The following is a 13312-nucleotide window of genomic DNA, read 5'->3' as shown; positions in this document are numbered from 1 at the left end:
GCGGGCGCCGGGCGAGTCGTACGGCAATCACCCGTCCGCACGGCTGGTGCGGACGGGTGTACGGCACGCGCGGGTGGGTGCGGGGCACGCGGGGCGGGTGTACGGCACGCGCGGGTGGGTGCGGGGCACGCGGGGCGGGTGTACGGCACGCGCGGGCGGTCACCGCTCCGTGGCCGGTGCCACGTCCCGCAGCAGCTGCCCGAAGGCCGCCTCGTCGACCACCGGCGTACCGAACTGCCGGGCCTTGAGGACCTTCGAGGTGCCCGAGTCGGGGTCGTTGGTGACGAGCAGACTGGTGAGCCGCGAGATGCTCGTCGAGACGTGCAGACCCGCCTCGACCGCCCGGTCCTCCAGGAGCTCCCGCTCGATCGACGTGTCCCCGGAGAACGCCACCCGCATGCCCTGCTTCAGCGGTCTGCCGTCCTCGTACCGGCCGGGGTTCGGGTAGGGGCACGCCGGGCGCTTGCGGGCCGGCCGCCAGCCGCCGGGCCGGTAGCCGCCGTGTCCGCCGCTCGCCTGGGGCCCGATCCGGGGCGTGTCCGACCACTCCGTCAGGGGACGGCACTCCAGGAGCGGCAGCCGTACGTTGCCCGCCGCCGCGGCCCGCAGACTGGGCCGGAACGCCTCCGCGAGCACGCGCGCGTCGTCCAGCGCGTGGTGCGCCCGCCGCTGCACGACCCCGAAGTGCGCCGCCAGGGTCTCCAGTTTGTGGTTGGGCAGCGGCAGGTCCAGCTCCTTGGCGAGCGCGATCGTGCACAGCCGCTGCCGCACCGGGGCCGCCGTCTTCGCGCGCGCGTACTCCCGCGCGATCATCTGCCAGTCGAAGACCGCGTTGTGCGCGACCAGCACCCGGCCGTCCAGCCGGGCCGAGAACTCCTCGGCGATGTCGGGGAAGAGCGGCGCGCCTTCGAGCACCTCGCTCGTCAGGCCGTGGATCCACACCGGACCCGGGTCGCGCTCGGGGTTGACCAGCGTGTACCAGTGGTCCTCGACCTCGCCGCGCTCGTCCAGCCGGTAGACGGCCGCGCTGATTATCCGGTCGTCCCGGGCCAGTCCGGTGGTCTCCACGTCGACGACGGCGTATCCCTTGGGATACGCGGCCGGCCACGGGGTGCCGGGGGACACTGCGGTCGTGGGGTCTTCGAGCATGGTCATTGAGGATACGGGCCCGCACCGACAGCCCGGACCGTCAGGTCGCCCGCCGCGGCCGCCCGTTCGAATGCCCTGCTGCCCCGTCCGCCCTGACGGCCCGTCGCCCGGCCGCCGACTCCGTCCCGACCGCCCTTCGCGTGGCTATGGACCTTTTCGCCTCCCGGTGCCAACGTGCACCCCGCCATGAGCACGGACGGCCGACGGAAGGGCGGTACGGCGGATGGCACGCGTACGGTACGGCGCTCGGACCGAGGCGGAGATCGCGGACGCGCGCACCACGAAGCTCCCGGACGTGTGGTCCACCGGGGTGGTGGCCGTCTGGGAGACCGACCCGGACGCGGTGGCGGCCGTCCTGCCGCCGCCGCTCAAGCCGGCCGGCCGGCCCCTGGCCCGGGTCAGCGTCAGCAAGGTCCAGCTGCCCGGATACCCGCTCGGCGCGGGCTCGTTCGCGGTCGCCGCCGCGCACGGCGCGGTCGAGGGCTGGTACCCGCTGGTCATGCCGATGACCCACGAGCGCGCCCTCACCGGCGGCCGTGAGGTCTTCGGCGAACCCAAGAAGCTCGGCGAGGTGACCGTCGAGCGGGACGGCTCGCGGATCCGCGCGGCCCTCGCCCGGCACGGCGTCGCCTTCGTCGAGGTGCGCGGCACGGTCGACGGCCCGCTGCCGCTGCCCGAGCCCGCCCCGAAGACCGACTTCTACTTCAAGTTCCTGCCGGCGGTGGACGGCTCCGGCTTCGACGGCGACCCGCTGCTGGTGCACTGCGTGCGCGAGGAGAAGGTCCGCCGGCTGGAGCGCGTCACCGGGGAGGTCGTCCTCCGCGAGTCGCCGTACGACCCCGTCGCCGACCTGCCGGTGCTGCGCCTGCTGGAGCTCACGCTCGGCGAGAAGACCAGCGGCCAGCGCGGCCGGATCGTCGAACGGGTGGACGCGCAGGCCCTGTTGCCGTACGTCCACCAGCGCTACGACGACCCGCGCCAGGTCCACGACGCGCCCCCGCAGGGCAGTGAGGGGAGCGGGTCCTGATGGAGGTGCGCGAAGGACAGGTCGCCGTCGTCACCGGCGCGGCGAGCGGCATCGGGCTCGCGATGGCCCGGCGGTTCGCCGCCGAGGGCCTGAAGGTGGTCCTCGCCGACGTCGAGCCGGCCGCCCTGGAGAAGGCCGCCGAGGGGCTGCGCGCGGAGGGCGCCGACGTGCACGCGCGCGTGGTCGACGTCGGTGTCCGCGAACAGGTCCTGGAGCTGGCCGAGTCGGCCTACGACACCTACGGCGCCGTGCACGTCCTGTGCAACAACGCCGGGGTCGGCTCGGGGGCCGAGGGCCGCATGTGGGAGCACGAACCGAACGACTGGAAGTGGGCGTTCGAGGTCAACGTGTGGGGCGTGTTCCACGGCGTCCAGGCTTTCCTGCCCAGGATGATCAGGTCCGGTCAACCCGGTCATGTGGTCAATACGTCCTCGGGCGACGGCGGCATCGCGCCGCTGCCCACGGCGTCCGTGTACGCGGTCACGAAGGCGGCCGTCGTCACGATGACCGAGTCCCTGTACGCCCACCTCAGGGCGGAGCACGCGCGCGTGGGCGCCTCGGTGCTCTTCCCCGGGCCGCACATGCTGCGTACGGGCCTGTGGGAGTCGCACCGCAACCGCCCCGACCGGTACGCCAAGAAACGGCCGCGCCGGACGCCGTACCGCAGCCTCGACCAGTGGGAGGCGGCGATGCGGGCGGCGGGCAAGGAGGTCGCGTTCACGCCCGTCGAGGAGGTCGCCGGACTCGTCGTGGCGGGCATCCGCGCGGACCGCTTCTGGCTGCTCCCGGAGAGCGCGCACAGCGACGCCCAGATCCGGGCCAGGGCGCGCTCGATGCTGGACCGGACGAACCCGTCGTACCTCGAAAGCTTCATCCTGGACTGAACAGGGGGCAGTGGTGACCGCCTACGACGACCCGTACCTGATCATCTCCTCCGACTGCCACGCCGGGCTGCCCACCGAGGAGTACCGGCCCTATCTGGACGCCCGGTTCCACCGGGACTTCGACGAGTTCCTCGCCGGCCGCGAGCGCCGCCGGGAGGAGATGACCCGGCTCGGCATCCGCAACGAGGCGTTCGCGGCCAAGTGGTTCCAGGACAACGAGGAGGGACTGCGCGGGGGCTGGGACGCCGGGCAGCGGGTGAAGGAACTGGACGGCGACGGGGTGGCCGCCGAGGTGGTCTTCCCGGACGCCGACGCGGTCGACAGCCGGACCGCCGCGCCCTTCGGGGTCGGGCTCGGCCTGTCCGGGGACCACGACCCGGAACTCGGCATGGCCGGCGCCCGGGCCCACAACCGCTGGCTGGCCGACTTCGTGTCCGAGCACCACGAACGGCACTGCGGGGTCGCCCTGCTGCCGGTCACGGCCCCGGCGGACCGCGTCGTCGCCGAGGTGCACCGCGCGAAGGAGTCCGGCCTCGGCGCCCTGATGATCCCCGCCATGTGGGTCGACAGGGAGCCGTACCACGACCGCCGCTACGACCCCGTCTGGGCGGCCGCCGCCGAGTGCGGGATGCCGGTCCTCACCCACTCCGGTGCCGCCCCGCGCGAGGAGTACGGCGACCACCTCGGCATCTACGTCAGCGAGGTGACGTGGTGGCCGGCCCGACCGCTGTGGTTCCTGCTCTGGTCCGGCGTCTTCGAACGCCATCCCGGACTGCGCTTCGGCATCGCCGAGTCGGGCTGCTGGTGGCTGCCGAACCTGCTGTGGTTCATGGACCGCCTCTACCTCGGCGCGCACGGCGGCAAGAAACTCTCCCCCTTCGAGGAGCTGACCCGCCCACCGCACGAGTACCTGGACCGGCAGGTCTTCGTCTGCGCCACCAACACCAAGCGCCGGGAACTCGCCCAGCGCTACGAGATCGGCGTCGACAACATCCTCTGGGGCAGCGACTTCCCGCACCCCGAGGGCACCTGGCCCGACACGCGCGCGTGGCTGCGCCGCACCTTCCACGACATCCCGGTGACCGAGACCCGCCGGATGCTCGGCCTCGCGGCCGCCGAGGCCTTCGGCTTCGACGTGGACCGCCTGACCCCGCTCGCCCGGCGCATCGGCCCCACCCCGTCCGAGCTCGGCCAGCCGGCCGACCAGGCGGCCGTGGAGGCGTCCTGGGCCCGCTCGCGCGAGGTGGGCCGCCACTGGCTGACCGGCAGCGACTTCCCGGCCCTTGGGGTGACGTCGTGAACGACGACCGCTACACGGTGATCTCGGCCGACTGCCACGCCGGGGCGGACCTCCTCGACTACCGCCCCTACCTGGAGAAGCGCTACCACGACGACTTCGACGGGTGGGCGGCGACGTACGTCAACCCGTACGAGGACCTGCTCGCCGACTCGGCCGACCGGAACTGGAACTCCGCGCGGCGGCTCGCGGAGCTGGAGGAGGACGGGATCGTCGCGGAGGTGATCTTCCCGAACACCATCCCGCCGTTCTTCCCGTCCGGCTCCCTCATGGCCCCCGCGCCGACCGTGGCGGAGTACGAACGGCGGTGGGCGGGCCTGCGGGCCCACAACCGCTGGCTCGCCGACTTCTGCGCCGCGGCACCGGGACGTCGCGCGGGCGTCTTCCAGATCCTCCTCAACGACGTCGAGGAGGCCGTCAAGGAGATCCGGTGGGCGGCCGGGGCGGGCCTGAAAGGCGGCCTCATGCTCCCGGGCACCCCGCCCGGCTCGGGCCTGCCCGAACTGCACGCGCGCGTGTACGACCCGATCTGGGCCGTCTGCGCGGAGCTCGGCGTCCCCGTCAACCACCACGCGGGCTCCGCCTCCCCGCCGCTCGGCGACGAACCGGCGGCCCGCGCGGTCTTCATGGTCGAGACGACCTGGTTCTCGCACCGCGCGCTGTGGCACCTGGTCTTCGGCGGCGCCTTCCGCCGCCACCCGGAGCTGAGACTGGTCCTGACCGAGCAGGGTTCCGGCTGGATCCCCGGGGTCCTGGCCATGCTGGACTACTACCACGGCCGCCTGCTGGCGGCGGCGCGGGCGACGACCGCGGAGGCGAAGTTCGGGGTGGGTCTCGCGGAGTCGATGGGTAGGCCGCCCTCCGAGGTGTGGCACGAGAACTGCTTCGTCGGCGCCAGCTTCATGCGCCCGCACGAGGTGCCGCTGCGCGACCGCATCGGTCTGGACAAGATCATGTGGGGCAGCGACTACCCGCACGACGAGGGCACCTACCCGTACACCAGGGAGGGCCTGCGCTTCGCCTTCGCCGGCGTCCCACAGGCCGAGCTCGCGGCGATGCTGGGCGGCAACGCGGCCCGCGTGTACGGCTTCGACCTGGACCTCCTGGACCCGATCGCGGCGAAGGTGGGGCCGACGGTGGCGGAGATCGCCGAACCGCTGCCGGAGCCGCCGGCGGACGCCACGAGCCCGGTGTTCGCGCGGGGGGCCTCGGTACGGGTCTGGTGACGTCGGTACGGCGCTCGTCGGCCCCGGGATGCGATCCTCCCTGCTGTGACCGAACCCACGCACGACAACGAGGCCCACGGGGGAGCGCTCGGCTCCCGGCTGAACTGGCTGCGGGCGGCCGTCCTGGGCGCGAACGACGGCATCGTGTCGACGGCGGGCATCGTCGTCGGCGTCGCGGGCGCCACGGCCGACCGGAACGCCCTGCTGACGGCGGGCCTGGCGGGCCTGCTCGCCGGATCCATGTCGATGGCGGCGGGGGAGTACGTCTCCGTCTCCACCCAGCGCGACTCCGAACTGGCCGCGCTGGCGCTGGAGAAACGGGAGCTGAAGGAGCAGCCCGAGGCGGAACTGGAGGAGCTGACCGAACTGCTGGAGCGCCGCGGCCTGTCCTGGGAGGTGGCCCGCGAGGCGGCGGTCCAGCTGACGGAACGCGATGCCCTGAAGGCGCACGCGAGCGTGGAACTGGGCATCGACCCCGACGAGCTGACCAATCCCTGGACCGCGGCCCTCGCCAGCTTCCTGGCCTTCACCGTGGGGGCGCTGCTCCCGCTGCTGGCGATCGTCCTGCCGCCCGCCGGCTGGCGGCTCCCGGTGACGGTGGGCTCGGTGCTGGCGGCGCTGGTCCTGACCGGCTGGGCCAGCGCCCGCCTGGGATCGGCCGCGGTGGGCCCGGCGGTGCTGCGCAACGTCCTGGGCGGAGCGCTGGCCATGGGGGTCACGTACGCGGCGGGGAGGCTGCTGGGGGCGGCCGGGGTCTAGCCCGTTGGCGGAGATCGCCAACAAGCAAGCGCATACCCCGGGCAATACTTGTGGGTAACAACGTCTAGCCGCGGTCGACGGGCGGTTCTACGGTGCCCACATGCCGAACCTGCCCGATGTCGTGACGTGGTCGATACCCGCCTTCGTGCTGCTCACCGTGATCGAGGTGATCAGCTACCGCATCCATCCCGACGACGACGAGGCCGGGTACGAGGCCAAGGACGCGGCCACGAGCATCGGCATGGGGCTGGGATCGCTCGTCTTCGACTTCGTGTGGAAGATCCCGATCGTCATGATCTACACGGCGGTGTACGCGCTGACCCCGCTGCGCGTCCCCGTCCTGTGGTGGACGGTCCCGCTGATGCTGCTCGCGCAGGACTTCTTCTACTACTGGTCCCACCGCGGCCACCACGTCATCCGCATCCTGTGGGCCTGCCACGTCGTCCACCACTCCAGCAAGAAGTTCAACCTCTCCACCGCGCTGCGCCAGCCCTGGACCTCGCTGACCGTCTGGCCGTTCTACGTCCCGCTGGTGGCCGTGGGGGTGCACCCGGCCGCGCTCGCCTTCTGCTCCTCCGCCAACCTCGTCTACCAGTTCTGGATCCACACCGAACGCATCGACAAGATGCCCCGGTGGTTCGAGTTCGTGTTCAACACGCCGTCCCACCACCGGGTGCACCACGCCTCCCAGGGCGGCTACCTGGACCGCAACTTCGGCGGGATCCTGATCGTCTGGGACCGGCTGTTCGGGTCCTGGGTGGCGGAGACCGAACGGCCCGTGTACGGGTTGACCAAGAACATCAACACGTTCAACCCCGTCAAGGTGGCCACCCACGAGTACGTCGCCATCGCCAAGGACATCAAGGCCGCGCGCAGCTGGCGGGAGCGGGCCGGGCGGGTGTTCCGGGGGCCGGGCTGGGCGCCGGCGCCCGCCGTGGAGCCGGCCGAGGAGTCCGTGGCCGCGTGAGGGCGTCCCGGGAACTGCTCGCCGCCTTCGCCCTCGCCGTCCTCCTCGACCTGGCCTTCCTGGCCGTCGGCTTCCGCACCGGGCATGTCGTCGCCAAGGTGCTCCTGATGCCCCTGCTCGCCGCGTCCGCCGCCCGCGCGGGCGCCCCACGGCTCCTGGTCGCCGCCCTGCTGTGCGGCTGGGGCGGCGACGTCCTGCTCCTCTCCGCCGCCGACCCCGCCTTCATGGCGGGCATGGCCTCCTTCGCCGCCGGACACGTCTGCTACCTCGTCCTCTTCCGCCGCGTCCGCCGCGTCCGCCGCCAGGGCCCGCCGCACGCGCGGGCGCGGCTGCTCGGCCTCGCCTACGCCGCCGCCCTCGTCACCCTGGTCGCCCTGCTCTGGCCCGACCTGCCGACCGGCCTGCGTGTGCCCGTGGCCGGTTACAGCGCGCTGCTCACCGCCATGGCGTACACCGCCGCGACCCGGCTCGGCCCGGCAGCCGCGCTCGGCGGCGCGCTCTTCATGGTCTCCGACACGCTGATCGCGACCGGCGTCGCCGACTGGCCGCAGCTGCCGCGACCCGACTTCTGGATCATGCTCACCTACGCGGCGGCACAGTTCCTGCTGGTCCGCGGCACCCTCGACGCGCGCCGCGCCCCGGCCACGGCGTACCGTGAAGTGCGCTCGACCACCCCCTGAGCGCACCCACGACACCGCACGAGAAGGACCCTCGCCATGCGCGCCACCACCATCCACGCCCCGTTCGACATGCGCGTGGAGGACGTACCCGAGCCCGTGGTGCAACTGCCCACCGACGCCGTCGTACGGGTGCTGCGCGCCTGCATCTGCGGCAGCGACCTGTGGGCGTACCGCGGTGAGTCGGCCCGGCAGCCGGGACAGCGCATCGGCCACGAGTTCCTCGGCCTGGTCGAGGAGACCGGCTCCGAGGTGGGCACAGTGCGGCGCGGCGACCTCGTGGTCGCCCCCTTCATGTGGTCCGACGGCGTCTGCGACTACTGCCGCGAGGGCCTGACCACGTCCTGCGAGCACGGCGGCTTCTGGGGCTCGGTGGGATACGACGGCGGCCAGGGCGAGGCCGTGCGGGTCCCGTTCGCCGACGGCACCCTGGTCCGGCTGCCCAAGGACGCCGCCTCCGACGACCACCTGCTCTCCGCGCTGCTGACCCTCTCCGACGTGCTCGGCACCGGCCACCACGCGGCACTCGGGGCGGGTGCCCGGCCCGGCGCCACGGTCGCCGTCGTCGGCGACGGCGCGGTCGGCCTGTGCGCCGTACTGGCCGCCAAGCGGCTGGGAGCCGAGCGGATCATCGCGCTGGGCAGGCACGAGGTGCGCACCGACATCGCGCGGCGCTTCGGCGCCACCGACGTCGTCGCCGAACGCGGGGACGCGGCCGTGGACGCCGTACGCCAACTCACCCGGGGCCAGGGCGCGCACGCCGTCGTCGAGGCCGTCGGCACCGAGCAGTCCATGCGGACGGCGGTCGAGATCACCCGCGACGGCGGCGCGATCGGCTTCGTCGGCGTCCCGCACGGCAGCGGCACCGGACTGGACCTCGGTGTCATGTTCGACCGGAACATCGCCCTGCGCGGCGGTGTCGCCCCGGTCCGCGCCTACATTCCCGACCTGCTCCCCGACGTCCTCGACGGCACGATCGACCCGTCGCCGGTCTTCGACCTCACCGTCGGCATCGAGGGCGTGCCCGACGGCTACAAGGCGATGGACGAGCGCACCGCGCTGAAGGTGCTCGTCACGAACGGCTGAGTCGACGACGGACGGCTGCCGTCGCCCGTGCCGGCCGGCGGACGATCGTCGATCCGGTCCGTCCGACCGGGTCCGTCCGACCGGGTCCGTCCGGTCAGGTCCGTCCGGTCAGGTCCATCTGATCGGCAGCGGCAGTGCCGTCAGCACTCCCGACACCGCGACGACCACCCCCAGCACGGCCACCTCGGCCCGCGCGGGGACGTACGCGGTCAGTGGGTCGGCCGCCCGGCGCAGCCGGTACCGGGCCCACAGCGCGAGCACGGCGACGGCGGCGACGAGGATCACCTTGGCCAGCAGGGTGCGCCCGTACGCCGTCGTCGTCAGCTGGTCCAGGACCGTGCCCGCGGGCATCCGCCGCAGCGAACTCCACGCGCCCGTCGCGGTGATGGCCGCGAGCAGCACGGCCGCCACGCGCGCGTAGAGCCCGAGCAGCGCCGCGCCGGCTTCCCGGCCGCGCCACCGGCGCAGCATGCGCAGCGCGTGCAGCAGGCCCCCCACCCACAGCGTCGCGCAGACCAGATGCACCAGCGTCAGCGCGGAGCCGAGCAACGGGCCGTGCTCGGGGGCGGGATGGGCACGCAGCGCCTCGGCGACGGTCACCGCCGCCAGCGGCCACACCTGGGCCGCCGGGCGGCGCGAACGGGCGCACAGACCGGCCAGCAGCAGGGCGTTGACCTCGATCAGCGCCAGCTTGCCTTCGCGGGACCGGTACAGGCCGCCCACGTCCATGTCGGCGAGCGAGCGCGGCACCAGGTTGCCCGTCGACACGAGCGACGCGAGTCCCAGCGCGGCGACGAACCCGGCAGCGGCCGCGAACACCGTCCAGCTCGGCGGCCGTTCGGGCGGCGCGTTCGGCACTCGGCGGACCAGCCGGTCCACGAACAGCTCACCCGCCGGCACGCACAGGGCGGCGAACAGCACCCCGCGCAGCAGGGCGACACCACCCACCCCGGGCGCCGCGGCCTCCCCGGTGCCCCGCAGGGCGGCGGACGGCCCGAGCAGCGGTACCAGCGCGGCCACCGCCACCAGGACCAGGACGGCGACGGCCCGGCGGGCACCGGGACGTCCCGCGGCGCCGCTCGCGGCCACCTCGGCGGTCGGTCGTGTCAACGGCCCCCCTGAGCTCCACCAGCCTTGACAGAAGCGGGCAAGTACAGGAAAACAGCTGACGGAACGGCATACCACCCATTCATGCGTTTCCGCCCGTCCCGGCGTGCGCGCTCACGCCCGACGAGCCCGAGCCGGCCTTACCCCGGGCCCCGGCGGCTACGCCCAACGCGGCGCGTCCGACCCCCACGGCACCGGCGGCCGCGCCCAGTCGGCCGGGCCGCCCGCGAAGGACAGCGGCGGACGCGCGTACCGCAGCCGCCCCAGCGCACCGTCCGTCCCGGCGAGCCAGGCGTCCGGCCCGTCGTACGGCTCGCCGGCCTCGGGGCCCGAGGGCAGTTCCTCCGTGAGCCACCGCGCGGTCCGCGCCAGTGCCAGCCGCACGAACCTGCTGCCCCCGTCGTACGACTGCTCGGTCAGGGCCCGCAGCACGCCTGCCGCCAGCAGATAGCCGGTGCCGTGGTCCAGGGCCTGGGCGGGCAGCGTGCCCGGCCGGTCCGCCGGTCCCTCGGTCTCCGCGATGCCGGTGGCGGCCTGCACCAGGCTGTCGAAGCCACGCCGGCCGCCCCACGGCCCGTACGCGCCCCACGCCGACACCTGGGCCACGACCAGCCCGGGCCGCCGCTCGGCCAGCGCCTCGGGGGAGAGCCCGAACCGGTCCAGGGCGCCCGGACGGTAGCCGGTGACCACCACGTCCGCCGAGGCCAGCAGCTCCTCGAAGACGGCGCGGTCCGTCGTCAGGTCCAGCTTCGCCGAGCGCTTCCCGAAGCCCGTGTCGGCGTGCTGGTCGGGGAGTTCGGGCAGCCAGGGCGCGTCCAGGCGCAGGACGTCGGCGCCCAGCAGTCCGAGGGTGCGGGTGGCGACCGGTCCGGCGAGGACTCGCGTCAGGTCCAGGACGCGCAGCCCGGCGGCGGGCAGCAGGGGGGCGGCGCCGGCGTCGAGAGGCGGGAGCACGCGCGCGTGCGCCGTGTCCAGGCGCTCGCGCTCGACGAGGGGGCGCGCGGCCACGGCGGCCGCCTGCTCGTGCGCGGCCCACTCCCCGGGGGAGCGCAGTGCCACGGCGAGCCCGCCGGCCGAGTACACCGTGTTCTCCACGTCCAGCGCGGCGCGCCCGGCGATGCGGGCGGCGACCTCCTCGGGGGAGGCGTGCTCCGGCAGGCCGAGCGCACGCAGCAGCCGGGCGCCGTGGTGGGGGTAGTTGGCGTGGGTGCGCACCCAGCCGTCCGCCGTGCGCCAGAACCGGGACAGCGGGGCGAACTGCACGGGCGCCCGCCCGCCGACCAGCAGGTGCCGCTCACTGGTGAACGCCGCTGCCACGGCCCCGTCGTCCACCAGGACCCGGGGCACCTCCGCGGACCCGGCCCGCCGTGCCGCCAGCTCGGCGGCGGCCAGTGCGCAGGCGCCGACGCAGGCGCGGGCGAGCCGGTGCACCGGAAGGCGCGCCGGGAGCGTGCCCGTGCGCGCCACGGACGTGATCCGCGCGGGCAGCGACGGATCGCCGCCCAGCGCGGACCACGCGTACTTGATTCCAGTCATGACTGCACTATGCATTATTGACTGGATCAATATATGTGTCCTGGTGCTACCTGGTCACCGCCGCCAGGGCGTCGGCCGTGCCCCAGCCGTAGAAGCCGTTGTGGTTCCTGGCGCCCTCGCACACCGCGTCGACCTTGCCGTCGCCGTCGATGTCGTACGGGTCGGTGCACGGCGTGGCGGTCGCCTCGGCGTACAGCAGGGCCTTGACCAGGGCGGCGGAGGCGTGCGGATGGGTCGACTTGATCAGTGCGGCGACGCCGACGACGTGCGGGGTCGCCATCGACGTACCGGCCATGTAGCCCCACTTGCCGCCCGGCAGCGGGCCGAGGATCAGGCCGCTGGTGGCAGGGGGCGCCGGCGCCTGGTAGGCCGTCGAGTCGCCGCCCGGCGCGGCGATGTCGACGACCCCGAGGCCGTAGTTGGAGAACGACGACTTCAGTCCCTTCGCGCCGGTCGCCGCGACCGTGACCACGCCCGGCAGCTGGGTCGGGATGTCGAAGCACCTGTGCGGGTCGATCACCCGGTCGACGGGCGTGCCGTCGTTCGGTGAGACCGGGTCGGTGATCGAGTGGGAGGCCAGGTCGTAGCTCTCGTTGCCGGCCGCCGCGACGTTGACCGTGCCCTTGCGCTCCGCGAACCGCGAGGCCCGGGTGATGGCGTCGACGAGCGCCTTCTGGTCCGGGTCGTCGGTGCAGTTGAAGTACCAGGGGTCGGTGTAATAGCTGTTGTTGGTGACGTCGATGTGGTGCTCGGCCGCCCACACGAAGCCGCAGACCACGGCCTCCGTGTAGAAGTACCCGGCGGTGGTGGCGACCTTGATGCCGGCCACCTTGACGCCCGGTGCCACACCGGTGATGCCGACCCCGTTCTTGGCGCCCGCGATCTCGCCCGCCACGTGCGTGCCGTGCGGGCTCTCCGCCGCGGTGGGCCGCCAGGCGCCGTACGTCGTGTCCGGCCTGCCCGAGACGCAGTTGGCGGACTGCGCGGCGGAGAAGTTCGGGGCGATGTCCGGGTGGGTGTCGTCGACGCCCGTGTCGATGACGGCGACGGTGACCTTCGAACTGCCCAGGGTCTTCTCGTGCGCCTTGTCCGCCTTGATGGCCGGCAGGTCCCACTGCAGCGGTTCGAGCGGGTCCTGCCCGTCGGCCGCCCGCGCGTCGGCGGCCGATATCTGCTCGGAGCTCAGCACCTCGGGTGTGCCGACGTCGGTGGTCGACTGGGCGGGCAGCGGCGCGTTGCGGGTGTTCCCGGCGGAGTCCACGCCGGGCACCTTCCGGATGGTCCTGGCGAAGTCGGCGTTGGACGAGTGGACGACTATCACGCCGATCTCGTCGTACGCGATCACCACCGAACCGCCGGCCCGCGCGATCGCCTTCTGCACGCGCTCGGAAGTGCCGTGTCCGGGGCGGACGTTGACGACATAGCTGAGGGCCGTCGGGTCATCGGCCGCGGACGTGGCGGTGCCGGTGCCGGTGCCGGTGTCGGCGGCGGAGGCCGAGGCATGGGGCAGGAAGGCGAGGGCGGTGGCCATGGCCATACCGAGCGGGAGGGCGAGGACGCGACGGTAGCGCGACTGGGGCGCGGTCATCTGAGGTCT

12 protein-coding genes are annotated in these 13312 nt (G+C 73.6%); 8 read left to right on the top strand and 4 right to left on the bottom strand.

All coding sequences use genetic code 11. The features are described 5' to 3' along the window. Positions 1-159: 159 nt before the first annotated feature. Complete coding sequence (locus tag AB0472_RS36040) at positions 160-1149, bottom strand: DEDDh family exonuclease (protein WP_366362956.1); 990 nt, start codon at positions 1147-1149, stop codon at positions 160-162. 223 nt (positions 1150-1372) lie between these two features. Here AB0472_RS36040 and AB0472_RS36035 point away from each other — a divergent pair, with 223 nt between their 5' ends. The 8 genes from AB0472_RS36035 to AB0472_RS36000 all read left to right on the top strand — a co-directional run bounded on the left by AB0472_RS36035 (position 1373) and on the right by AB0472_RS36000 (position 9072). Next, complete coding sequence (locus tag AB0472_RS36035; protein ID WP_366362955.1) at positions 1373-2176, top strand: acetoacetate decarboxylase family protein; 804 nt, start codon at positions 1373-1375, stop codon at positions 2174-2176. Beyond that, positions 2176-3060: an SDR family NAD(P)-dependent oxidoreductase gene (locus tag AB0472_RS36030; RefSeq protein WP_366362953.1), complete on the top strand. Its 885-nt coding sequence runs from the start codon at positions 2176-2178 to the stop codon at positions 3058-3060. The genes AB0472_RS36035 and AB0472_RS36030 overlap by 1 nt, the downstream gene beginning before the upstream one ends. Positions 3061-3073: 13 nt before the next feature. Further along, on the top strand, positions 3074-4360 hold the full coding sequence (locus AB0472_RS36025; RefSeq protein ID WP_366362951.1) for an amidohydrolase family protein: 1287 nt from the start codon (positions 3074-3076) through the stop codon (positions 4358-4360). Beyond that, a complete protein-coding gene (locus AB0472_RS36020; protein WP_366362949.1) occupies positions 4357-5583 on the top strand; it encodes an amidohydrolase family protein in 1227 nt (408 codons plus the stop codon). The genes AB0472_RS36025 and AB0472_RS36020 overlap by 4 nt, the downstream gene beginning before the upstream one ends. A gap of 45 nt (positions 5584-5628) precedes the next feature. Then, a complete protein-coding gene (locus AB0472_RS36015) occupies positions 5629-6342 on the top strand; it encodes a VIT family protein (protein ID WP_366362947.1) in 714 nt (237 codons plus the stop codon). Positions 6343-6442: 100 nt separating this feature from the next. Then, positions 6443-7309, top strand: coding sequence for a sterol desaturase family protein (locus AB0472_RS36010; RefSeq protein WP_366362945.1), 867 nt, complete (start codon positions 6443-6445; stop codon positions 7307-7309). After that, positions 7306-7989, top strand: a complete 684-nt coding sequence (locus tag AB0472_RS36005) for a lysoplasmalogenase (protein ID WP_366362943.1) — start codon at positions 7306-7308, stop codon at positions 7987-7989. Before AB0472_RS36010 ends, AB0472_RS36005 begins: the two co-directional genes overlap by 4 nt. A 36-nt stretch (positions 7990-8025) precedes the next feature. Next, complete coding sequence (locus AB0472_RS36000; protein WP_366362941.1) at positions 8026-9072, top strand: zinc-dependent alcohol dehydrogenase family protein; 1047 nt, start codon at positions 8026-8028, stop codon at positions 9070-9072. Positions 9073-9180: 108 nt separating this feature from the next. On the opposite strand, the gene AB0472_RS35995 is transcribed toward AB0472_RS36000, so the two are convergent. From AB0472_RS35995 to AB0472_RS35985, 3 genes are all read right to left on the bottom strand, one after another. Next, on the bottom strand, positions 9181-10182 hold the full coding sequence (locus AB0472_RS35995) for a CopD family protein (protein ID WP_366362939.1): 1002 nt from the start codon (positions 10180-10182) through the stop codon (positions 9181-9183). Between the two features lie 156 nt (positions 10183-10338). After that, positions 10339-11715, bottom strand: coding sequence for a CoA transferase (locus AB0472_RS35990; RefSeq protein WP_366362937.1), 1377 nt, complete (start codon positions 11713-11715; stop codon positions 10339-10341). A 46-nt stretch (positions 11716-11761) separates the two neighbouring features. Then, on the bottom strand, positions 11762-13303 hold the full coding sequence (locus AB0472_RS35985) for a S8 family serine peptidase (protein WP_366362935.1): 1542 nt from the start codon (positions 13301-13303) through the stop codon (positions 11762-11764). Positions 13304-13312: the final 9 nt, after the last annotated feature.

The organism is Streptomyces sp. NPDC086777, from assembly GCF_040702065.1.
In the GTDB taxonomy this organism is placed as follows: Bacteria; Actinomycetota; Actinomycetes; order Streptomycetales; family Streptomycetaceae; genus Streptomyces.
The sequence above is the reverse complement of the archived record's forward strand: the minus strand, read 5'-3'. Positions and strand labels throughout refer to the sequence as shown.

Excerpts from the sequence above, each read along its gene's own strand:
- AB0472_RS36040 (WP_366362956.1), bottom strand. The coding sequence starts at position 1,149 with ATGCTCGAAGACCCCACGACCGCAGTGTCCCCCGGCACCCCGTGGCCG.
- AB0472_RS36000 (WP_366362941.1), top strand. The coding sequence starts at position 8,026 with ATGCGCGCCACCACCATCCACGCCCCGTTCGACATGCGCGTGGAGGAC.
- AB0472_RS36035 (WP_366362955.1), top strand. The coding sequence starts at position 1,373 with ATGGCACGCGTACGGTACGGCGCTCGGACCGAGGCGGAGATCGCGGAC.
- AB0472_RS35985 (WP_366362935.1), bottom strand. The coding sequence starts at position 13,303 with ATGACCGCGCCCCAGTCGCGCTACCGTCGCGTCCTCGCCCTCCCGCTC.
- AB0472_RS36010 (WP_366362945.1), top strand. The coding sequence starts at position 6,443 with ATGCCGAACCTGCCCGATGTCGTGACGTGGTCGATACCCGCCTTCGTG.
- AB0472_RS36030 (WP_366362953.1), top strand. The coding sequence starts at position 2,176 with ATGGAGGTGCGCGAAGGACAGGTCGCCGTCGTCACCGGCGCGGCGAGC.
- AB0472_RS35990 (WP_366362937.1), bottom strand. The coding sequence starts at position 11,715 with ATGACTGGAATCAAGTACGCGTGGTCCGCGCTGGGCGGCGATCCGTCG.